This is a genomic window from Prevotella sp. P4-119, from assembly GCF_002251345.1.
Taxonomy (GTDB): domain Bacteria; phylum Bacteroidota; class Bacteroidia; order Bacteroidales; family Bacteroidaceae; genus Prevotella.
Map to the genome: position 1 here is coordinate 14,049 of NZ_NPJB01000103.1, position 23,065 is coordinate 37,113.

The following is a 23,065-nucleotide window of genomic DNA, read 5'->3' on the forward strand; positions in this document are numbered from 1 at the left end:
GCAAATTTCCGATAGTGTTTCCCTAAAAAATAAAATGTCCGCAGGGATGCTGCGGACATGATGTATGGTAGGAGGTTCCCGTATGTCTCTCTTATTCGTGGACGTAGATGTTCCATCCGAGATAGGTCTCGATGGCCTCTTGCAGAATATCAACAACATCGGTGCGACACATGGCAACGTGGTGTTCGAAACCGTTTTTGCAGATGTATTTCATCAGTTTTTGCAGGTTATCTACCTTTGTTACAGCGATGCAACCGTCCATTCCGTAGGGATCGTCGGTCAGTTCGCCCTTGCCCAGATAGGTTTTGATGCAGCCCTTGGTATCGTCGGTGGAAAGTCGGAAAAAGGTGAAGTCGCCCTTCGACACTTTCGCATAGACCGCACCAAAGGTGTTGATCTTGCCCAAGGTGCGTCCGAGCACACCGAGAGGACCGAGCCGGAGTTGGTCGTTGCCGATAAACGAGCGTGGGAAGTTACCGCAGTGGGTACATACACACTTATTGCGGTCGTCGGCAAAATTGTTGTTCCAGTCGAGCAGGGCAGGAGCTTGTCCTGATGCCAGACTGAGTGCATACATCGATACAGCGCCAGCCAAGTCTGTTTCGCAAGCCGCAGGAATGAGTTTGTCGCTGAGCATTGACATGGTGACGCACGCTGCACAACCATAATTCTGCTCCAGCGAATCCCAACACTGAATGGCAACAGCCTGCACATCGTTGTCAGCAATCCAGTTTTCCACTGCCACTCCAAACTTCACTTGCAGTGCCAGTTTGCTGTTGTAAGCCTCAGGCACTTCAGCATAGTGGCGTATGCGGTCGCACATGGCTTTGAATTTCGGGTCGTCATCGCTGATGCGTTGTGCCGCAAAGAGAATTTCCGAGAGGTCGGCAGGCACTACGGTAATGCCTGAACGCTGTAGGAGTTTCTCGCTGGCGCGGCATGTATTGAATCCTAAGGGACGTGTACCAATCTGTCCGATACGGCAGTGTCGCAGTCCGTTGACCACGCGGCAGATGGCAGCAAAGCGGTTGATGTCCTGTAAGAGTAGTGGACTGTAGATGGAATAAGTATGCAGCGAGGTGTCGGTAAAGGGGATGCCATACTGATAGAGGTTGTTGCAAACCGATATTTTACCGCAGAACGCATCGCGTCTGCTATCCAAATCCACTTTATCGTTATCATCGTCGCAGGCTTGAACCATGACGGGCACGTTGAGATCAGCATCGCTGATGGCATTGATGATACCGATTTCAAAACCGAAGTTTGGCAGTGAAACGATGATACCATCTATCTCGTCGCGGTGTTCGCGAAACTGTTTTGACACCTTCAGACCGTCTTCGCGTGTTTCAATGCTACTGCTTCCTGTGGGTGTAGCATCCTCTGGAAGGATGACATATTCATAACCATTGGCATCGAGAGTAGCCAGTAATTGTTTGCGAACATCGCGTGCCAGTTCTGAATTGAAGTATGCTCGTGTGCCAATAATCACTCCAAAGCATGTTTTTCCATTTCTCATATAGTAGTGGTTTTAGTTTAGTAATTCTTATTTGCAGAGTTGTCCGACAGCCTTTCGCCATTCGCCATAGAGTCTGTCGTGTTCTGTTGTGTGGTGAGGCAATACCGTGCGCGTCACTTTTCGTAGTGATGCGACCTTGTCGAAACTGTTCCACAGTTGGCGTGCAAACCCATTCATCACTACAGCTCCCAGTGCCGAAGCATCTTCCACCTCGGTGCAAACGATGGGAGTTCGCAGCATATCGGCTTGAAACTGCATGAGGAAAGCGTTTCTCGTAGGTCCACCATCGGCACATATCTCAGTGAGTGCGCCCCCCGTGGCTTGTGCCATAACGTCAGCCAAGTCCTTCACTTGATAGGCAATAGACTCAAGTGCTGCCCTCACCACATGGGCTTTTGTGGCAGCAAAGGTCAGTCCGAAGACCGCACCTTTCACTTGGCTGTTCCACCATGGAGCGCCCAAACCTGCAAAAGCCGGTACTATATAGACTCCGCCGTTATTATCTACCGATGTGGCGATGGCTTCCATTTCAGCCGGATGATCTACGAGTTGCAGTTGGTCAGCCATCCATTTGAGTGTGGCTCCTGTGCTGTAAATGTTTCCCTCGTAGCCATAGAAGGTGCGTCCCAATGCTGTGAATGCCACACTGGTGACGAGTCCTTGTGGTGCCGGCAACGGATTTTCTCCGATGTTGACCATCACGCTCGACCCTGTGCCATAGGTTACTTTTCCCTGTCCGGTATTGAAACACATCTGTCCCACCAGTGCACCGTGAGAGTCGCCGAGTACTCCTGCAATCTTGATGGGTGCAGTGAAGATGCCTTCCACGGTTGTTTCGCCATAACAAGCATCGCATGGGCGCACCTCCGCCATCATTGTTCGTGGAATATTGAACAGTCGGAGCAGTTCGTCGTCCCAGTCCATGGTATGGATATTGAATAGCATGGTGCGTGATGCGTTAGTATGATCGGTGGCAAATACCTTGCCTTGGGTGAGCCGCCACACGAGCCATGTGTCGATGGTTCCCATCAGCAAGAGTCCCGCTTCGGCTTGTTGCCGAGCCCCGTCGATATGGTCGAGCAACCATTTCACACCACTTGCCGAGAAGTTTGGATCGATGAGTAGTCCGCTGCGTTGCATCACCATCTCGGTCATGCCCCGTTGGCGCAGGTCGTTGCAACAGTCTATACCGCGTGTGTCCTGCCATACTACGGCATTGGCGATGGGGTGTCCGGTCGTTTTATTCCATACCACAGCCGTCTCTCGCTGATTGGTAATAGCGATAGAGTAGGTGTGTTGGCTGGTCTTTGCCTCGTCACCCACCAGTTGGTGGATAGCCTCTACCATGTTGCGGTATATTTCTTCGGCATCGTGTTCCACCCATCCTGTCTGTGGATAGTACTGTTGGTGATCCACGTTGGTGCGTGCCAACAGTCGGCACTGATCGTCGAACAGCAGTGCTTTGGTCGATGAAGTGCTTTGGTCGATGGCTATGATACGCTGGCTCATGATGGTTGTTATTTACGGATGAAATCGAGGGTTTTCTTCACTATGCCTGCGGCATCAAGTCCGTAGTGATGGAATATTTCGGTGTTGGAACCGTGTACTACGTTCTTGTCGGGAATGCCGATGATGCGCACCGGAACAGGATTTTCTGATAATGTTTCGCAGACCATGGCACCCAATCCACCATATTGGCTGTGTTCTTCAACGGTGATGATGCGTCCAGTCTCTGCAGCTGCGCGTCGAATGGCAGCTTCGTCGAATGGTTTCAGCCATGAGCAATCGAGCACACGGGCGCTGATGCCCTGTGCTTTGAGTTGCAGTCCAGCCTGCCAGGCATGATAGACAGTTTCGCCAGTGGCTATGATGGTGAGATCGGAACCATCGAGTACGGTGATGGCTTTGCCCACTTCAAAATCGAAATTATCGTCGGCATAGACGTCGGGCACAGCCGCACGTCCCACCCGTACATAACACGGTTGTTGGAAATCGACCAGTGTGTTGACCAGTTTGCGAGTCACTCGCCAGTCGCTGGGCAGACAAATGGTCATGCCAGGGAATGTGCGCAACACGGCAATATCGTGGAGCGAATGGTGGGTAGCACCGAGAGCACCGTATGCCACGCCGCCGCTAACACCGAGAATGGTCACAGGATTCTCGCTATACGCCAAATCCACTTTCACCTGTTCGAGTGATCGTGCCACATAGAAGCATGCCGGTCCGCAGCAGAATACCTTCTTTCCACTGTGTGCAAGTCCAGCCGAAATACCCACGGCATCCTGTTCGGCGATGCCACATTCCACAAACTGTTGGGGCAATGCGGTAGCATAGTCGCCCAGTGTGACCGAACCACGTGCATCGGTGGTAACGGCTATAATATCTTTGTCCTTACGTGCCAGTTCGAGCAACGTATCGGTAAACATCTTTCTGCAAGCAATCATATCTGATGGTTTAATGCGTTAATTATATAGAAATCAACTCTTGAGGGCGTCTATACGCTGTTGTATTTCAGCCACAGCAGCCTCACACTGTTCGGCATTGAGCACGCCGTGGTGCCATTTGGCAATGCCCTCCATGAAGCTGACCCCCTTACCTTTCGTAGTGTCTGATACGAGGAGATGAGGCTTTCCGTTGTTATAGTCGATGTTGTCGAAGGTGCGTATGATGTCATCCATACTGTCACCGTTCATCAAAATGACGTCCCAACCGAAGGCAGTCCATCTGTCGTGGATATTGTCGATAGGCATTACATCCTCTGTGTTGCCACTGATCTGCAGGTGATTGCGGTCTATGATTGCCACGAGATTGTCGAGATGATAGCGATTGGCAGCCATTGCCGCCTCGTAGATAGACCCTTCGCCCTGTTCACCATCGCCCATCATGACATAGGTGCGCCATGGCTGTTGGTCCATTTTTGCAGCGATAGCCATGCCCACGCCGATGGACAGTCCATGGCCGAGTGCTCCTGAGTTGACCTCGATACCTGGTACTTCGATGGTGGGGTGACCACTGAGAATGGAACCGAATTGTCCTAAGGTGTCGAGAACTTCGGGTTTCAGATAGCCTTTAGCCTCCAGCGTGACATAAAGTGATTCCACGCAATGCCCCTTGCTGAGTACGAATCTGTCGCGTAGGGGTGCTTTCGGATCTTTTGGATTGAGTCCGTTCATGACATGGAAATAGAGTGCCGTCATCACGTTGAGGCATGACAGGTCGCCTCCAATATGTCCCGCTTTGGCGGCATACACCACCTCGACGAGTCGTTTGCGGTTTTGCTCGGCGATGAGTTGCAGTTGTTTTGTATCCATAATATTGTCTTAGTAGTTGCTTTATATAATGATGCACGAAAGGACGAAATGTAATCACTTGAAGGGGGAAAAACGACAAAAACGATGTCTTAGGGGCATCTTCAAGTCTTATATGTAAGATTTAGCGTGTTGCTTCAATGGTACTCTCGCTCGGAAATAAAAGAAAAATCGAATTTTTTCTTTGTATTTCTCTCGCTTATTCGTACCTTTGCAGTCTATATAAATAAGGTATAAGAAAACAGATAATATTATGGCAAAGAAAGCATTATTGATGATTCTCGACGGATGGGGAATCGGCAAACATGGTAAAGGTGACGTAATCTACAACACACCAACACCGTATCTTGACTATCTGACAGCCGTTTCGGCACACTCACAACTCGCTGCTTCAGGCGAAGATGTAGGTCTGCCCGACGGACAAATGGGTAACTCTGAGGTGGGACACCTCAATATCGGAGCAGGACGCGTGGTATATCAAGACCTCGTAAAGATTAACCGTGCATGCAAAGATGGCTCTATCATGGACAACGCACAGGTAAAGGCAGCTTATACCTATGCCAAGGAAAACGGTAAAAAGCTCCACCTCATGGGATTGACATCAAATGGCGGCGTACACTCAAGCCTCGATCATTTGTTTAAACTCATTGAAGTGGGAAAAGCATACGGACTGAAGAATCAGACCTTCATCCACTGCTTTATGGATGGTCGCGATACCGACCCGAAGAGTGGTAAGGGATTCATTGAGCAGCTCACCAAGGTGTGTGCAGACAATGATGCTGCCATTGCCGACATCGTGGGACGTTTCTATGCCATGGACCGTGACAAGCGTTGGGAACGTGTGAAAGAGGCTTACGACCTGATTGTGAAGGGCGAAGGCAAACAGTCGGCTGACATGGTGGCTGCCATGCAGGAGTCATACGATGAGGGCGTGACCGACGAATTTATCAAACCTATCCACAACAGTAGCGTCAACGGTGTGATTGAAGAAGGCGATGTGGTTATCTTCATCAACTTCCGCAACGACCGCGCTAAGGAACTTACCGTTGTGCTCACCCAGCAGGATATGCCCGAACAGGGTATGCAGACCGTGAAGAATCTGCAATACTACTGCATGACTCCATACGATGCATCGTTCCAGGGTGTACACATCCTCTTCCCCAAAGAGAATGTGGAAGATACACTCGGCGAATATCTCTCTCGCCAAGGCAAGAAACAGTTGCACACTGCAGAGACAGAGAAGTATGCACACGTGACATTCTTCTTTAACGGCGGACGCGAGCAACCTTACGAAGGTGAGGACCGCATACTCGTGCCATCTCCTAAAGTGGCTACTTACGACCTCAAGCCAGAGATGAGTGCCTACGAGGTGAAGGATAAATTGGTGGCAGCCATCAATGAAAACAAGTATGATTTCATCGTGGTAAACTTCGCCAATGGCGACATGGTGGGTCATACCGGTGTTTACAACGCTATCGCTAAGGCAGTATGGGCTGTTGACCACTGCGTGAAAGACGTGATTGAGGCTGCTAAAGCCAACGACTACGAGGCTATCATTATTGCCGACCACGGTAATGCTGACAATGCTATCAACCCCGATGGCACACCAAACACAGCACACTCACTCAATCCCGTTCCATTCATCTATGTGACCAACAACAACAGCGCTACCGTGAAAGACGGTCGTCTGGCTGACGTTGCTCCATCTATCCTCCACATTATGGGACTGGAGAAGCCTGCCGATATGACGGGTGAAAACCTGATAGAAGACTAATCTATATCAAGTATAAAACATTCCGAAGAGTGCAAAGCCCTATGGGTTTTGTGCTCTTTGCCTTTTATAGATGATCCATTTGAAAGCCACATCGCTCTGCAAAGTAAATTGGTTTGCTGAGGAAAACAAATTGATTTGCTGAGCAAAGTAAATTGATTTGCTGAGCAATTCAAATTGATTTGCTGATCTGTATGACGTTTTTGATGTTGTAAAATGCAGTAGGAGAGTGATTTATATCATATCTTCAGACCATGAAAAATCGCTGTCTTTTCATGCTGCGAAATAAAAGCTTGTATATTAGCGAATTTTCAGCAACAGAAAAGTTGCCGACAGAAGCCCATCAACACCACGCACTGACGACCGTCACGGCGGTTGCGAGCATCGGAAAAGCGAGGCTGGCAGACTAAGAAACAAAGATGCTGATTTGGCATTATGAAATATTTTGCGTAACTTCGCAGCCAGAAATATACACCCTGACCGATGGGCTGAACGGGGACTGAAACGATAGGATGACATCTTGTCAGCACCACGATTCAACCGCACGACCTATCGGCCATAAATGCAGAACAAGCAATGAACGTAGAGATAGAACCATCATGGGCGCAACGGTTGAAGCCGGAATTTGACAAACCCTATTTTCAACAACTCACCCAAACGGTGCGCATGGAGTACAGCCAGTATTCATGTTTTCCCCCAGGACGACTGATATTCAATGCCTTCAACCTTTGTCCGTTCGACAAAGTGAAGGTGGTCATTCTCGGCCAGGACCCGTATCACGAGCCAGGACAGGCTCATGGACTGAGCTTCTCGGTGCTCGACGGTGTGCGTTTCCCTCCCTCATTGCAGAATATCTTTAAGGAGATTCACGATGATTTGGGTACGGATATGCCTTTTTCGGGCGATTTGACGCGATGGGCACAACAGGGTGTGTTGCTGCTCAATGCCACACTTACCGTGCGTGCGCACCAAGCCAACAGCCATGCTGCCTTTGGTTGGCAACAGTTTACCGACGCTGCCATCCGTGCACTGGCTACCGAACGCGAGGGCGTGGTCTATATGTTGTGGGGCGGATTTGCACGCGGCAAGGCTTATATGATAGATAAGCAGCGCAATCTTGTATTGGAGTCTGTCCATCCTTCTCCACTTAGCGCCAACCGCGGCGGATGGTTTGGACAACATCAGTTCTCGCGTTGCAATGCCTATCTGACCGAACATGGACAGCAACCTATCGTATGGTAAACCCGAAAATAGATAAATGATGAAGATACCACCTATTATAGATATTGACGGCATACTGGTGTCGTCGGACATACTGACAGAGTGTTTTTGTTGCGACCTCGATGCCTGTAAGGGTATCTGTTGCGTGGAAGGTGATGCCGGTGCACCGGTCACTACCGATGAAGTGATGGCTATTGAGGACAGTCTCGATACCGTTTGGGAAGACCTTTCGGCATCGGCACAAGCCGTAATCGACCGTCAGGGCGTGGCTTACAGCGATCCCGATGGCGACTTGGTGACGAGTATTGTGGGCGGAAAAGACTGCGTGTTTACTTGTTACGACAACGGATGTTGTCTCTGTGCACTGGAACGTGCCTATCGCAATGGTAAGGCGAAATTCTGTAAACCCATCAGTTGTGCACTCTATCCCATTCGCGAGAAACGATTCTCCAGTGGACTCGTAGGACTGAACTACAACCGTTGGGCGGTGTGTAAAGATGCGGTGAAGAAAGGAAACGAGTTGCAACTTCCTGTCTATCGTTTCCTCGAAGGTCCGTTGACACGTCGCTTTGGCGAAGCGTGGTATAAAGAACTCTGTGAAGTGGCACAGCAGTTGTTGGCTGCCGAATAGCATTCAGGTAGCCCATGCCACTTGTTGGAGGGAGCAGGTCGCTATGAACGGCGGTATTCCGAGGGACTCATACCGACGTGCTCCTTGAAGAACTTTCCGAGAAACGACTGATTGGGAAAGTTCAATGCTTCAGCAATCTCCTTGATATTCATATTCGTATTCTTCAGCAACACGCGCAATTCGCGGGTCACATAACTGTTGATCCACTCGTAAGGCGTACGCTTGCTCACCTTTTTGATGGCTTCCGACAGATATTTCGGCGTGATGCAGAGTTGCTCTGCATACCAGCTGACACGGCGCTCGCTGCGGAAATTGGCTTCGAGCAAATGGATAAACTGTGTGAAGAGTTGGCTGCCGCGCAACACACGGTGCTCGGTTGGCTTGCGCGTGTGATAGACCAAGTCGCTCAAATCGTAGAACATGGCAAGCAGAAGGGTGGATACTAACTTCTTGCGGTAATGGTGCCCCTTGTTCTCCAACTTACCCTTGATGAAGTTGTAGTAGTTGCTGAAGGTGGTCATCTCTGATTCAGTCAGGCTCACCACATGGTTGTTGAGCGAGAAAAGCAGCAACGACGACATGTCGGTGATGTCTTTCATAAACTCATAGTAGAAATCCTTGGACAGCATGATACACTGCGCTTTGAGGTCTGCCGATGGCACAAAGCGCTCGACAATATGTCGGTCGGAAATCATGATGAGGTCGCCAGGATTGACAGTGACCTCTTGGGTGTCGATAGAACATACGGCATGACCCTCCTGACAAAGGGCTATCAGGATGAAGTTCATGCGCTTAGCCTCTTTCGGAATAGGCGCTTCGGCAATCTCTTCGCTCAACACAATGTCGTCGTCGAAGAAATGTATGTTCTGCCAATGCTTGGTATTCTGCAGGTTGGTTTCTACTATTTTTTGCTTTTCCATGTTGTTACTGTTTTTGTTTCACCGGCTTTCAGTGTCAGTACGGCTTGGTCTTGACCGCAAACCAATGTTACTTTGCCTGATGCTTTGGCGGTGACAGTCACCATGGTGGGGCGTCCTTCCTGCCAGGTCATTGCCACATCGTAGCCTCCGCGAGCGCAGAGTCCAATCACACTGCCGTTGCTCCAAGCGGAAGGTAAGGCAGGTAGCAGCTCGATGGTTGCCTTGCCGCCCTCATAACTGCTTTGCACCAACATCTCGGCAACACCGGCTGTTCCACCGAAGTTACCGTCAATCTGGAACGGGGGATGGGCATCGAACAGGTTGGGGTAGGTGCCGCCAGCATGGGGCAACGTAGAGTTGCGGTCTTCTTCAGAGCGCACAGGAGTGAGCAGCTTGCGATAGATGCGGTAAGCGCGCTCGCCATCGTGGAGACGTGCCCATAGGTTGATGCGCCAACCGGTGCTCCAACCTGTGGTTTCATCACCCTTCTGGATGAGCGTTTGGCGGCATGCTTCCTGCAAACGGGCATCTTGCAGATGGTGGCCGGGATAGAGGCCGATGAGATGTGACTGGTGGCGATGTTTCGGATCCTTATCGCGCCAGTCGTAATACCACTCGTTGAGATCGCCATCCTTACCGATGGTATAGGGGCGCAACTGGTTCAGGCGGCGCTGCATGGCCGACAGTTGCGATGATTTGGCACCAATGGTGCGAAGTGCCTCCATGAGGTTTACTTTCAGTTCGCGTATGATGGCGAGGTCGGCTGTGCCGCCGTAGCAGGTCACACCCATGTAGCCTTGGTCGGTGATATATTCGTTTTCGGGAGAAGTAGAAGGCGCTGTGATGAGTTGGCGCTTACCGGATTGCTTGGGATCTTCTATCAGCCAGGCATCGCAGAAATCGTGGGCACCCTCCATCAGTGGCAGGGCAATCTGGCGCAGATAGTTGCGGTCGCGAGTGAAGAGGTAACGCTCCCACAGGGTGTTGACAAGCCATGCGCCACCCATGTTCCAACAGCTCCACATCGGACTCTCGCGGTTTTCTCCCACAGGATTGGTCATTGCCCATAAATCACTATTATGGCAGGCACACCAACCACGGTCTATGCCATAGAAATGGTGGGCGGTATGCTTGCCGTTTTCTGCCAGTGCTTGTATGAAAGCATCAAGCGGTTGCGCCATTTCTGCTAAGTTGGTGGTGAAGGCGGGCCAGTAGTTTTCCTCCAAATTGATGTTCATGGTGTAGTTGCTGCGCCATGGCGACCACAAATGTGGCGTCCACAGGCCTTGCAGATTGGCAGGTATGCCGGGCGTGCGCGAACTGCTGATGAGCAGATAGCGACCATATTGGAAGTAAAGCGTTTCGAGATAGGCATTGCCGCGAGGTATGGGCAATGGTTTTCCATCGGCAGTTTTTCCATCGGCGGGAGGCAGTTGTGGCACTTGTGACCGCAACAGGCTATCGGTAGTGACGGTGGGTAGCTCGCCACCGAGGTTGAGTTTCACGCGGTTGTAGTATTGCTGATAGTCGCTGACATGGGCGCTGCGCACTTGTTCGTAGTTGGTGTTGGCAGTGTGCCAAGCATCGTCGGCAGCATTTTCCAAATAGGGTGCTCCGGCTGTGACGGGGTGGTTGCGGGGACCGTTGTAGCTTGTGGCATTGACAAAATAGATGGTTGCTTCGCTGCCGTGACGCAGTGTCAGGCCCTCACTATCGGCGGTGACGGCGCCATCGGTCTCGCAGAGGCGCACAATGGTGCAAAAGTGGACACTCTCTTTTGCATCGCCAGTGGCATGACCAGTCATGGTGAGCTGTCCGCCCTGACTGGCTTTCACCTCATGAGGCAGTTGCGAACCGAGGGCAATACGGAAGTTGAGCGCTCCTTTCTCGCTGGCTGTCAGTCGGATGGCAATAGTGCGGTCGGGATTTGATGCGATATATTCGCGTGTAAAGGTCACGCCGTTACGGTCGAAACGGTCGGAGGCAATGGCTCGGTCGATATCGAGTGTGCGCTGATAACGCTTCACTTTGCCTTCGTTCCAATCGTAGAGATGAACCGTGGCAAGCGGCTGGTAGTGGGCTGAGTTATGGCCTTCCACATGCAACTGCAGGCTGTCGGCACGCTGATAATCCTCGGCAAAGAGGGCTTTGCGTATTTCGGGAATCCACTTGGAGGCACCTGCTCCTTCGTTGTGATCTACAGGACTGCCGGTCCAAAGCGTGATATCGTTGAGATAGAGAAGGCAGTCGTCGGTGCCGCCATATACTAATGCACCCATTTTACCATTACCGATAGGCAGCGATTCTTCGAAGAATTGTGCTGGACGGTTGTAGGTGAGGCGCATCGGGAGTTGTTGGGCTGAAGTGCTGATGGCTGTGAACAGCGACAGGAGCAATAGGATTTTTTTCATATTTACAGTCTTATTCAGGCGTAATTTTGATGTTGGTATAAGTTGTTATGTTAGTCTTTGACACATCTGTAATCTGTGTGATAGACCTCCAAAATGATACACACGAGGGCGGACACCATTGCTGGTTCCGCCCTCGTGTTGATATGGTAGTTGGCCTTTATGCATCAATATTGGCATAGGTGGCGTTCTTCTCGATGAATTCGCGACGTGGTTCTACGTCGTCGCCCATAAGCATGGAGAAGATTTCGTCTGCCTCGGCGGCATTCTCGACAGTAACCTGTTTGAGCAAACGGTTGGCAGGATTCATTGTCGTCTCCCACAGTTGCTCGGCATTCATCTCACCAAGACCTTTGTAACGCTGTGTGTGCAGACTCTTATCGTCATCGCGACCATCCACGTATTTGTCGATGAAAGCCTGGCGCTGTTGGTCGGTATAGCAGTATTCTGATATCTTCTTGTAGGTGCACTTGTATAGTGGTGGAGTAGCAATATACAGGTGACCGCCCTGAATAATCTGGGGCATGAAACGATAGAACAATGTCATGATGAGGGTGTCGATGTGTGAACCATCGACGTCGGCATCGGTCATGATGATGATCTTGTCGTAGCGCAGCTTGTCGATATTGGCTTCACGGTCGCCTTCGCCTTCAACGCCAAAGCGTACACCGATACTCTGGATGATGTTCATCACTGATTCGGCTTCGAATACGCGATGCCACTGAACCTTCTCAACATTAAGGATCTTACCACGCAAAGGTAGGATGGCTTGGAAGTGACGGTCGCGACCTTGCTTGGCAGAACCACCGGCTGAGTCACCCTCGACAAGGAAGATTTCACACTCCTTCGGGTCTTTATTGGAACAGTCGGCAAGTTTGCCAGGGAGTCCACCACCCGTCATGGGGTTCTTGCGCTGTACACTTTCGCGGGCTTTGCGGGCTGCAATACGTGCTGTGGCAGCCAGAACAACCTTGTCGCAGATGAGCTTTGCCTCCTTGGGATGCTCCTCCAGATAGTTGCTCAATGCTTCGCCAACTGCCTGCTGAACGGCACCTGCTACTTCAGAGTTGCCCAACTTGGTCTTGGTCTGACCTTCAAACTGTGGTTCGGCTACCTTGATAGAGATAACAGCGGTAAGACCTTCGCGGAAATCCTCACCTGCAATTTCTATCTTTGCCTTCTCGATTTGCTTGGAAATCTGCGGATCGGCATCGGCATAAGCCTTCAGCGTGCGGGTCAATGCCATACGGAAACCTGTCAGGTGGGTACCACCTTCGATGGTATTGATATTGTTGACGTAGGAGTGAATGTTTTCGGTATAGTCGGTATTGTACATCACGGCAACCTCAATGGGGACTCCTTGCTTTTCAGTCTTCAGATAGATTACATCGTCGAAAAGGTGGGTGCGATGGCGATCAACGTAGCGCACAAACTCTTTCAAACCGTCTTTGGCATGGAATACTTCTTCCTTAGTCTTGCCTTCTTCGTCGGGACGCATGTCGCGCAACGTGATGGTGATACCGGCATTCAGATAAGCCAACTCGCGCATACGCTTGGCGATGATGTCATACTTGTAGATGGTGGTGGTAAAGATATTGGGATCGGGCCAGAACTGCTGGCGAGTTCCGGTCTTATCGGTGTCGCCCACAATCTTAACGTCGTAAAGGGGCTTGCCCTTCTCGTATTCCTGCTGGTAGATATGACCGTTGCGGAACACCTGTGACATCATGTGGGTAGAAAGTGCATTCACACAACTTACACCTACACCATGCAGACCACCGCTGACTTTATAACTTCCCTTGTCGAACTTACCACCGGCGTGGAGCACGGTCATAACAACCTCAAGGGCCGATTTGTGCATTTTTTTGTGCTGGTCAACGGGGATACCACGACCGTTATCCTGCACGGTTATAGATTCATCTTCGTTGATCGTTACTTCAATATGTGTGCAATAGCCTGCCATCGCTTCGTCGATGGAGTTGTCAACGGTCTCGTTCACCAAATGGTGCAAACCCTTTTCACTGATATCGCCGATGTACATCGCTGGGCGTTTGCGCACGGCTTCAAGTCCCTCGAGCACTTGAATATTGCTCGCGGAATAGTTGCTTTCTTTCGTAATGTCTTCTGCCATTGTTATTTTAGAGCTATTATAGGTTGCAAAGATACAAAAAATCTGCGACTTATCAGAATCTTTTGCGCACAAAAATAACAAAGACCACATCCTTTTTGCAGAATGTGGTCTTTGGGAGAATATTCTTGGATTGTTTTTATCCGAGTTTGTTGATGTACTTGGTGAGGCTTGACTTCAAGTTAGCTGCCTTGTTCTTATGGATGATGTTGCGCTTTGCGAGCTTGTCCAGCATCTTCTGTACGCAAGGATACAGCTTGGTAGCTTCGTCCTTGTCGGTTATGGCACGCAGTTTGCGAACAGCGTTGCGCATGGTCTTTGCATAGTAGTGATTGTGCAGGGCTTTAACTTTGTCCTGACGGATTCTCTTAAGAGATGACTTGTGGTTTGCCATTGTTGTTGAATTGTTTAAAATTGATAATGTTGATTTAAAGCTTCTGGGTCTTGCGTTAAAATAACTGCCCTGGGCGGTCTCTATTAAGGATGTACCTAAAATAAAAACCTCCGTCACCTTTTCCCGATTATTATCAGTAGCGCATCGCTGCGCAGATGGCGGACTTAAATGTTGTAGTCCCTAGGAGAGTCGAACTCCTCTTTAGAGAATGAAAATCTCTCGTCCTAACCGATAGACGAAGGGACCATGCGTTTTCTTAGCGGGTGCAAAGGTACGGTATTTTTTTTATTCTGCAAAACTTTCTCGCAAAAAAATGCATTTTATTCGTGTTTTTTTTGTAATTTCGCCCTCATGATAGCAAAAACAGACGCAATAGTGCTGCATACCATTAAATATGGTGATAAGAAAATTATAGTCGATATGTTTACCAAAGAAATGGGTAGAATGGCGTTTGCCGTGACTGTAAGCAGCAAGAATACGGGAAAGATGAAGAAGCAGTATTTCCAACCGATGACTATGTTGGAACTGACTTGTGACCTCAGGCCTGGACAGCAGTTGCAACGACTGAAAGACGTGAGGTTGACGGCTCCGGCATCTTCCATTTGCCTCTGTGCTGATAAGTTAGCTATTGCGCTCTTTGTTGCTGAGTTCCTGTATTACAGTCTCCGATCGGAGCAACGCAATGTGACGCTCTATGATTATATTTGTGACTCATTGCAGTGGTTGGATGCTGCAAATGACGGTTATGCCAACTTCCATCTGACGTTTCTCATGCGCATTTCAAGATTTCTGGGTTTCTTTCCTAATCTTGAAGATTATCATGAAGGATGTGTGTTTGATATGAGAAACAGTTGTTTCTCTATGACGGTTCCTATGCATCACGACTTTATTGCGGCTGACGATGCGGCATTGTTGCAACAGTTGATGCGGATGAATTTTGCCACCATGCGGCTTTTCCGTATGTCGAGACATGAACGAAATCGTATTGCGGAAGTGCTCGTGGAATATTACAGAATACATATTCCGGGATTCCCTATGCTTAAGAGTCTTGAGGTGTTGCAACAATTGTTCGACTGATTGCTGGTGTGTGTCATGGGTTTAAACGAACTCTGACTGGTGTTGGATAGATGTTCGATAGGTGTTGATAGACGTTGTTGAAAATGTATCGAACATCTGTGTAATGGCTTGTCAATTAAAAGATTAAGCAAGGAAGATGTTTGGTGCTGACAAAATGAATGACTTGCGCGTGTGCGTATATGTACGTGTGTGCGCGCGTATATCATTAATGTGATGGTTATGGGATTTCGATAGCTTGGTTATTATACAATCGGCGGACACCCTTATCAACAAGGTGTCCGCCGATGGTTGTATATGATATGTGGTGTTATGCAAACACGATAGTTCCCTGTATGTCTTCCTTAGGGGTTTCATCTACAGTAGTGGGATGTCCGTTTGCCTGATTGTGGATGTTTTCCAGTATCTCGCGTGTGCGCTTGTAGGTGGGACTTTGTTCTACTGCTGAGATGACATTCTCGTTATCGAGGTCTTCGGCATTAAAGCGATAGATATGCGGGCGACGACGGTAGCGTGTCTTGTTGGGGGTGTCGTGATAGTATCGGTCTCGGCGATCTTCCCTCTTGGCTTGTGCTTCGATGGCATCGGCATCTTCTTGGGCGAAGCGGTCTTTTATGTGGTCTTTCATGCCTTCCACATGTTCTACACCAAAACCAGTGGCAAGGATAGTGACCTTTACCTTCTTTTCCAATTCAGGATTGATGGCAAGTCCCCACTTGATTTCAAAGTCGCTAAACTTCTCCATGAACTCGTTGACATCGCCCATTTCATCCATCATCAGGCCGTTGCCATTCTTTCCACCTGCGAATGTGATGTTGAGAAGAATCTTCTTGGAGTTGAAAACATCTTTCTCGTTGAGCAAAGGTGAGTTGATTGCGGCTTCGATGGCTTTCTTTACACGACCTTCGCCCTCACCGTAACCTGTTGACATGATGGCCACACCACCGTCTTTTAATACGGTCTTCACATCGTTGAAGTCAAGGTTGATCAGTCCATGCTCGGTGATAATCTCAGAAATGGACTTTGCTGCTATTGACAATGTGTCGTCGGCTTTTCCGAAAGCGTCCTGTACGGACAGGTCGGGATATATCTCGCGAAGGCGGTCATTGTTGATGACAAGCAGGGCATCAACATGCTTGGCCATTTCTTCTACGCCGTCGAGGGCTTGGTCTATCTTTTGCGTGCCTTCCCAACGGAAGGGAATTGTCACGATACCTACAGTCAGAATGTCCATCTCTTTGGAGATGCGTGCAATGACAGGTGCGGCACCTGTACCTGTACCACCGCCCATTCCGGCAGTGATGAATGCCATGCGGGTACCATCGTTGAGCATTTCTCGAATGTCATCTGCGCTCTCTTCGGCAGCCTTTCGGGCTTTTTCGGGTTTGTTGCCGGCACCGAGTCCTTCTTTGCCCAACTGCAGATGGACAGGGACGGGAGAGTCGTTGAGGGCTTGGTTGTCGGTGTTGCAGAGCACGAAGGTTACATCGTGGATGCCTTTCCGATACATGTGGTTGACTGCGTTGCCGCCTCCGCCACCTACACCGATGACCTTGATGATGCTGTTGCTCTTGTCTGGATCGCCAAAATCCAATATATTGTTTGTATTATTTGTCTCGCTCATAATTCTTTGATTTTGTGGTTTAGTCTTCATCCTTGGTAAACTCCTGGCCGACTTTCTTCAGCCATCCCATCATCTTGCCGACAGGATTGTTCTTCTTGCGCTCTTCGGCTGCAGCACGGGCTTTTGCTTCTTCTGCCTCGCGTTTTTTGTCTTCTTCCTGCTTCTTTCGCTTGGCTTCTTCTGCAAGGGCTCTTTCGTCTGCTGTAGGAACTACTCCAGGAGGAATCTCGCCGACTGTGCGTACTGGACGATGGATGCCTTGTGTGACAGTGGCGGTATGTTCGCCGGTGCTAAAGAGGTCGGTCTTGTCTGCGAGATCGCCACCGGCACAATTGATGTCTCCCTTTGCCAATATTCCAAGTACGGTATTCATTGTTCCGTCTTTGGCTGTTATCTCGGGCTGGTTGCCTGTGATGGTCATGTTGACGGTCTTAGCAATGCGAATCTTTTCGATATTGGTATAGGAACGGAATGCCTTTTCTATATTCTTCATCTTAGAACCGCCACCGGTGAGGATGATGCCACCCAGCAGTTTGTCGCAGTATTTGTCGGGTATCTGATACAATACATTGGCGATAATCTCTTCTATGCGACTTTCGACAATCTCGATAAACTTACTGCTTTCTACCTGACGGTCACTGTCGATGGGATATTTCTTCTCATTGTCGATTTCATTGGGATCAGTAAAGGCTGAGGCATATTTCAGCTTCATTTCCTCTGCATCGTTTTCTTCTATTGACAGGGATGCGATGTCCTTGGTGACATTGTTGCCGCCCAATGGGATGACTGCCAGATGGCGCAGCACATTTTGCCAATAGACACTAACTGTGGTGGTGTCGGCTCCAAGATCTACCAGGACGCAACCTGAACGCTTTTCTGCTTCGGTCAGTACTGCATCGGCAAGTGCAAGAGGGGCAAGGAATAGTTCGGCAACATTAATCTTAGCGGTCTTGAAGCAGAGGTTGAGATTATTGTTGAGGGTCTTGCGCTGAAGGATGTTCAAAAAGTTTCCTTCAATATGACTACAGGGAATGCCTACAGGATCAAGTTGGTTTTGTGTATCAACCTTGTATTCTTGTACTGCAACGTCGATGGTTTCCAAATCGGGATATTCCATATTGCGGTTGGAATCCAAAAGGTCGTTGACCATTGATTCCGTCACAATAGTATCTGCAGGCAAATCTTTAGTGATAACGTTATGTACAGAACGGATAGACTGCCCACCTACGCCGACATATACGCATTTGATGCTTGTCTTGAGTTGGGTTTCGAGCTTTTTGACAATGCTGTTTAGGCTTTTGGCTGTCTTGTCGATATTGTTCACATAACCTTTTCTGATGAACGAAGAGGAATCTTCTTTCACCACGGCCAGCACTTGTGTGCTGCCATCCAGGTTCTTCTTTCCTGCGATACCAGTCATCTTGGATGATCCTAGTTCGATTGCGACGATAAAATCTTTTGGCATCTCTATATCTATATTTTACGGTTTGCTTGTTTTGTTCTTTTTGCAGATAATCTGGTTGTTGAATTCCAGATTGATGTAGGAGTATTTATTCCAGCCAGCGACATTCAGGCCGTAACGGTAGAATTTCTCCAGACGTGTAAGTTTCTGGGGAATGTCGGTGGGTGGTCCCAGATAGACTATATGGTTGCCTACACGAGGCACCATCTCTATTGTTCCGTCATGCAATACGTTGAGTTGTTCTATCTGGTTGTTCCAGAAACGGTCATGCAACAGGTTCTCTCCGATAGGTGCTAAATATCTCTTTGCGTAATTCCTGTTGAAGTGACCTGTGGCAATGACGAGGTCGCTGGTGTAGTGCGTGTTGGGCATTACATTTCCCTTTTCGTCGAGGTAATAGTCATCGCCATTCTCTGCTTTGATGCGCATGACAGGAAGACGCTGGTTGAGTAGAATGATGACTTTACCGCCTTGCGTCTTATAGCATTGTGCTTCCTTGACAAAAGGATTGAGTAACAGCGACTCTTCGATAGCTCGCACGTTGACTTGCGACATGGGCTGCCCCTGTGGGTAGAGTTTATTGGCCTTCAGTTGCGATTCTATTTCTGACTCACCAAGGAATCCCTCCGCCATTCCGTCGGTGATGCGGATATCCACACGGGTGCATACTGCTTTCTGGTCTTGCGGTTCATTGAAAACCGTGATGGCCAGAAACAGATAGACAGCCAGAGCGATATCTATCACGATAATGGCGGATTTCTTCCAGTTGATGTTCATTACTTGCTGTTGACGTTGTTTATTATTGTTGTTTCTCTTTCAGTATCTTGGTGATTTGTGGCACTTGATTGTCAAGGTCACCGGCACCAAGCACGATGAGTACATCAAACGAATGGTCCTTGATGTATTGGAGCACATCTGATTTGGCTATCATGTGCTTCTCTATTCCAGGACGCAGGTTGTCGTAGATGAGTTGTGAAGTCACACCTTCGATAGGTTGTTCACGTGCAGGATATATCTCGGTGAGAATGACTTCATCCAAAAGACTCAGCGCATTGGCGAAGTCCTTATAGAAATCTCTTGTGCGAGTGTAAAGGTGCGGCTGGAAGATTGCAGTAATCTTACGGTCGCTATAGAGTTCGCGAATGCTCTTGGCACTCTGATAAATCTCTTTAGGATGGTGGGCATAGTCGCTGAGGAATACTATCTTGTCGTTCTTCAACTTAAAGTCGAAACGACGTTCTACACCACCATAGGTCTGCATGCCGTAGCGCAGTTCTTCGGCTGTACAACCTGAGAGCTGTGCCATGGCCATGGCTGCCACACCATTTTCGATATTGATGGGCACGGGTTGTCCCAATTGTACATCCTTCACACATTCGATGGGTGATATGAAGTCGAAGGTGATTTCGCCGTTGGCGATACGAATATTTTCTGCATGGAAGTCACCTTCATGAAGGGAATAATCGTACCGGTTTACACCTTCTTGCAGGTTTTCCTTCATCTCAAGGTCGCGATGGATGATGAGATTGCCACCTGGCTGTATCAGTTCGGTATAATGGCGGAAACTCTCAAGATAGGCTTCCTTAGTGCCGTAGATATCCAAATGGTCAGGGTCGGTAGCGGTGATGACTGTCATCCATGGACTGAGCCAATGGAATGAACGGTCGAACTCATCGGCTTCTATTACCACATAATCGGAATTGGAAAGAATGTAATTGGTGCCATAGTTCTTGGAGATACCACCCAAGAAGGCATTGCAGTCTAAATGGCTCTGATGCATGATATGTGCACACATGGTAGATGTGGTGGTCTTACCATGAGTACCTGCCACACAGAGGCCTTTGTGTTCACGAGTCAATGTACCGAGCACTTGTGCACGCTTTTCTACTTCAAAACCGTTTTGACGGAAATATTGCAGTTCCTGATGGTCGGAAGGTATGGCTGGTGTGTAGATTACTAGACATGTCTGTGGTTGCTTGCAGGCATGGGGAATCTCATCGATATTTTCTTCGTAATGAATGAGCATGCCTTCACGTTCCAATTGTAGAGTTAAGGCACTTGGGGTTTTGTCGTAGCCGGCAACAACCAATCCACGATGTATGAAATAACGGGCGATGGCGCTCATGCCTATGCCACCAGCTCCGATGAAATATACAGCTTTGATGTCTTTAATTTCCATTGTTTGCTAATCTTATCACTTCTTTGGCGATGATTTCTGCCGAATCGGGCAGTGCGAGTTTTAATATATTCTCTTTAAGCGATGTGAGCTTGGCATTGTTGCCTACTGTCTCGATGGCCAAAGGCAAGAGCTTGGTTGCTGCTTCGGCATCTTTTACATAGAGTGCCGCATCGGCATCTACCAGTGCCATGGCATTTTTAGTCTGGTGGTCTTCGGCTACATTCGGGCTGGGGACGAGAATGACGGGCTTGCCTATGAGGCAGAATTCAGAGATGCTGCTTGCTCCGGCACGGCTGATGACGAGGTCGGCTGCTTTGTAAGCTACTCCCATATCGCTGATGAAGTCGGTAACGATGAGATTGTCAGGCCTACCGTCATGAGCTAACTGATCCATAATGGCGGCATGATAGTATTTACCTGTTTGCCAGATAAACTGTACGTCGCTCTTGCGAATGAGGTCGAGATGCTGCATCACACTATCGTTGATGGTGCGTGCACCCAAGCTACCACCTACCAACAGAATAGTTTTACGGTTGGCATCCAAACCGAATGAACGTACGGCATCTTCGTGAGATGTCGTAGTGTCGAGTAGAGACTGGCGCACGGGATTGCCCGTCTTCACAATCTTGTCGGCTGGGAAGAAACGTTCCATGTGGTCATATGCTACACAAATTTTCTCGGCTTTCTTGGCGAGAAGTTTGTTGGTAACACCAGCATACGAGTTCTGTTCTTGAATAAGACAGGGAATGCCCATAGCAGCAGCCTTGTTGAGGGTAGGGCCACTGGCATATCCACCAACTCCTACAGCTACTTGCGGTTTGAAGTCGTTTATGATGTGCTTGGCCATGCGCTGGCTCTTCCATATTTTGTAGAGCACCTTGAAATTCTTTAGTAGATGCTTACGGTCAAAACCGCAGATGGGAAGACCCTTGATGTCGTAGCCTGCAGCAGGCACACGTTGCATCTCCATGCGTCCTAATGCTCCTACAAATAGAATTTTTGCATCTGGACGTAATGTCTTTAAAGCGTTAGCTATGGACACGGCAGGAAAAATGTGTCCTCCCGTTCCGCCGCCGCTGATTATAACTCTAAGCTCTTTACTCATACCTTATATATAGTATTTTGCAAAATTACAACTTTATTTCGTCATTGCCGAATTCTCGTTGCATTTTTTATCAACATTCTTGTCTTTCTTGATTTTAGCCGTACGGCTGACGCTGAGGATGACACCAATATAAGCGCAGTTGATGATCGTTGACGAACCACCTTTTGATACCAATGGTAACGGTTGGCCTGTGACAGGTCCCAGACCTACTGCCACAGCCATGTTGGCTATGGCTTGTACTACGAGCAATAAGGTGAGTCCCATGACGAGAAATGCAGGAAAATAGTTCTCACATCGGTTGGCAATGCGGATGCCACGATAAAGCAATACCGTATAGAGGAAAATGACGCCAATAGCTCCGAACAATCCCAATTCTTCAATAATGATGGCAAAGATGAAATCAGAATATGCCTGTGGTAGGTAGTCGCGCTCTACCGATTTTCCAGGTCCGATGCCGATGATATTGCTGGTGGCAATAGCTATGTTGGCGTGTGCTACCTGGGCATCCTTACCTTGTATATCGAAGTCTTTTGGGGCTACGTCTGGTTTATTGAAACTCAGAATACGTCCTTTCCAAGTATCAGCACGGTGGAGAATCTTGTCGGCAAAATTTTTCTTTCTCGGGGCTTCTACTTTTTCGGTCTTGGCCTTACTCTCCATGGCAGGTTCTTCCTGATGTCCCGCCACCATGACGAAAGTAAGAACAGCAACTCCCAGACTGGCGCATAAAGCAAAGAGACGGAACAGTTGTCTCCATGGTACTCGACCGATTATCATCATCAAAGCTACAACGAAAAAGAGCAACATGGCTGTTGAAAGGTTCTCAAGACCAATCAGAATACATATGCCAACGGTATAGAACATGATGTATTTGAAGGCTTTGAGATCGGCCCTGTCTTCTCGTTGCATGACTGCCAGTACTTGTGCAGTTGCAAGCACTACCGTTCCTTTTGCCAGTTCGGATGGCTGGAACGACAGTCCTATGATATTGAGACTTCGATTTGCTCCGTTGATGGTTTCTCCGCCAACTAATACAACAATCAGCAATAATGCGCTTAGGAATAATAGCGGTACTATCATCAGTTTGAAATAACGACAAGGTATAAGTGGCATGACGAGTGCAACAGCAAAGCCAGCGATGATGGTTCCTGCATGAAACACGATAGGGCCGATGTAGTTCTGACTTCTGTAGGTTTGTTGACTTGAAGCCGAGAAAACTTCGACGATACTGACCATGCAGAGGAAGAAGAAGACCATCCAGATGACCTTGTCGCCTTTGAAGATATTGCTGATCTTAAAGTTCATTGCTTTTGTTGTTGATATA

Annotated in this window: 18 protein-coding genes and 1 tRNA gene; 4 read left to right on the top strand and 15 right to left on the bottom strand. The window is 48.7% G+C overall.

Annotated features, from left to right (window positions below; translation table 11 throughout):
• Nucleotides 1–91: 91 nt before the first annotated feature.
• Genes CIK89_RS12685 through CIK89_RS12700 form a run of 4 tightly spaced genes read right to left on the bottom strand, consistent with a single transcriptional unit; the run spans nt 92 to nt 4,827 of the window.
• Complete coding sequence (locus tag CIK89_RS12685; RefSeq protein WP_094391725.1) at nt 92–1,516, bottom strand: L-fucose/L-arabinose isomerase family protein; 1,425 nt, start codon at nt 1,514–1,516, stop codon at nt 92–94.
• Nucleotides 1,517–1,543: 27 nt separating this feature from the next.
• Complete coding sequence (locus CIK89_RS12690) at nt 1,544–3,025, bottom strand: glycerol kinase GlpK (protein WP_094391726.1); 1,482 nt, start codon at nt 3,023–3,025, stop codon at nt 1,544–1,546.
• An 8-nt stretch (nt 3,026–3,033) separates the two neighbouring features.
• The gene (locus CIK89_RS12695) at nt 3,034–3,960 is read right to left on the bottom strand and encodes a transketolase family protein (protein WP_094391727.1); all 927 of its coding nucleotides are present in this window, start codon (nt 3,958–3,960) and stop codon (nt 3,034–3,036) included.
• A gap of 33 nt (nt 3,961–3,993) precedes the next feature.
• Nucleotides 3,994–4,827: a transketolase gene (locus tag CIK89_RS12700; protein ID WP_094391728.1), complete on the bottom strand. Its 834-nt coding sequence runs from the start codon at nt 4,825–4,827 to the stop codon at nt 3,994–3,996.
• A 250-nt stretch (nt 4,828–5,077) separates the two neighbouring features.
• Here CIK89_RS12700 and gpmI point away from each other — a divergent pair, with 250 nt between their 5' ends.
• The 3 genes from gpmI (at nt 5,078) to CIK89_RS12715 (ending at nt 8,447) form a co-directional block, all read left to right on the top strand.
• On the top strand, nt 5,078–6,598 hold the full coding sequence (gene gpmI, locus CIK89_RS12705; RefSeq protein WP_094391729.1) for a 2,3-bisphosphoglycerate-independent phosphoglycerate mutase: 1,521 nt from the start codon (nt 5,078–5,080) through the stop codon (nt 6,596–6,598).
• A 573-nt stretch (nt 6,599–7,171) separates the two neighbouring features.
• Nucleotides 7,172–7,837 carry a uracil-DNA glycosylase gene (locus CIK89_RS12710; protein ID WP_094391730.1) on the top strand — a complete coding sequence of 222 codons (666 nt, stop codon included), beginning with the start codon at nt 7,172–7,174 and terminating at the stop codon, nt 7,835–7,837.
• Between the two features lie 16 nt (nt 7,838–7,853).
• Entirely contained in the window at nt 7,854–8,447 is a 594-nt protein-coding gene (locus tag CIK89_RS12715; protein WP_094391731.1) for a DUF3109 family protein, read from the top strand.
• 41 nt (nt 8,448–8,488) lie between these two features.
• Here CIK89_RS12715 and CIK89_RS12720 read toward each other — a convergent pair whose 3' ends face one another.
• The 5 genes from CIK89_RS12720 to CIK89_RS13650 all read right to left on the bottom strand — a co-directional run bounded on the left by CIK89_RS12720 (nt 8,489) and on the right by CIK89_RS13650 (nt 14,543).
• On the bottom strand, nt 8,489–9,367 hold the full coding sequence (locus CIK89_RS12720; protein ID WP_094391732.1) for a helix-turn-helix domain-containing protein: 879 nt from the start codon (nt 9,365–9,367) through the stop codon (nt 8,489–8,491).
• On the bottom strand, nt 9,349–11,778 hold the full coding sequence (locus tag CIK89_RS12725) for a glycoside hydrolase N-terminal domain-containing protein (RefSeq protein ID WP_094391733.1): 2,430 nt from the start codon (nt 11,776–11,778) through the stop codon (nt 9,349–9,351). Before CIK89_RS12725 ends, CIK89_RS12720 begins: the two co-directional genes overlap by 19 nt.
• A 157-nt stretch (nt 11,779–11,935) precedes the next feature.
• Nucleotides 11,936–13,906, bottom strand: a complete 1,971-nt coding sequence (gene gyrB / locus CIK89_RS12730; RefSeq protein WP_094391734.1) for a DNA topoisomerase (ATP-hydrolyzing) subunit B — start codon at nt 13,904–13,906, stop codon at nt 11,936–11,938.
• A gap of 136 nt (nt 13,907–14,042) precedes the next feature.
• Nucleotides 14,043–14,297: a 30S ribosomal protein S20 gene (rpsT, locus tag CIK89_RS12735; RefSeq protein ID WP_094391735.1), complete on the bottom strand. Its 255-nt coding sequence runs from the start codon at nt 14,295–14,297 to the stop codon at nt 14,043–14,045.
• Nucleotides 14,298–14,471: 174 nt separating this feature from the next.
• Nucleotides 14,472–14,543: transfer RNA gene (locus CIK89_RS13650), tRNA-Glu, on the bottom strand.
• A gap of 105 nt (nt 14,544–14,648) precedes the next feature.
• On the opposite strand from CIK89_RS13650, the gene recO reads away from it, so the two are divergent.
• Entirely contained in the window at nt 14,649–15,374 is a 726-nt protein-coding gene (gene recO, locus CIK89_RS12740; RefSeq protein WP_094391736.1) for a DNA repair protein RecO, read from the top strand.
• A gap of 307 nt (nt 15,375–15,681) precedes the next feature.
• Here recO and ftsZ read toward each other — a convergent pair whose 3' ends face one another.
• The 6 genes from ftsZ to CIK89_RS12770 are packed head-to-tail and all read right to left on the bottom strand — an operon-like array spanning nt 15,682 to nt 23,046.
• A complete protein-coding gene (ftsZ, locus tag CIK89_RS12745; RefSeq protein ID WP_094391778.1) occupies nt 15,682–16,995 on the bottom strand; it encodes a cell division protein FtsZ in 1,314 nt (437 codons plus the stop codon).
• Nucleotides 16,996–17,014: 19 nt separating this feature from the next.
• Nucleotides 17,015–18,460, bottom strand: coding sequence for a cell division protein FtsA (gene ftsA, locus CIK89_RS12750; RefSeq protein ID WP_094391737.1), 1,446 nt, complete (start codon nt 18,458–18,460; stop codon nt 17,015–17,017).
• 15 nt (nt 18,461–18,475) lie between these two features.
• Entirely contained in the window at nt 18,476–19,234 is a 759-nt protein-coding gene (locus tag CIK89_RS12755; RefSeq protein ID WP_094391738.1) for a cell division protein FtsQ/DivIB, read from the bottom strand.
• A 22-nt stretch (nt 19,235–19,256) separates the two neighbouring features.
• Nucleotides 19,257–20,636 (bottom strand): UDP-N-acetylmuramate--L-alanine ligase, encoded by a 1,380-nt coding sequence (murC, locus tag CIK89_RS12760; RefSeq protein ID WP_094391739.1) that lies wholly within the window; start codon nt 20,634–20,636, stop codon nt 19,257–19,259.
• Nucleotides 20,626–21,741, bottom strand: a complete 1,116-nt coding sequence (murG, locus tag CIK89_RS12765) for an undecaprenyldiphospho-muramoylpentapeptide beta-N-acetylglucosaminyltransferase (RefSeq protein WP_094391740.1) — start codon at nt 21,739–21,741, stop codon at nt 20,626–20,628. The genes murC and murG overlap by 11 nt, the downstream gene beginning before the upstream one ends.
• Nucleotides 21,742–21,774: 33 nt before the next feature.
• Nucleotides 21,775–23,046, bottom strand: coding sequence for an FtsW/RodA/SpoVE family cell cycle protein (locus tag CIK89_RS12770; protein WP_094391741.1), 1,272 nt, complete (start codon nt 23,044–23,046; stop codon nt 21,775–21,777).
• Nucleotides 23,047–23,065: the final 19 nt, after the last annotated feature.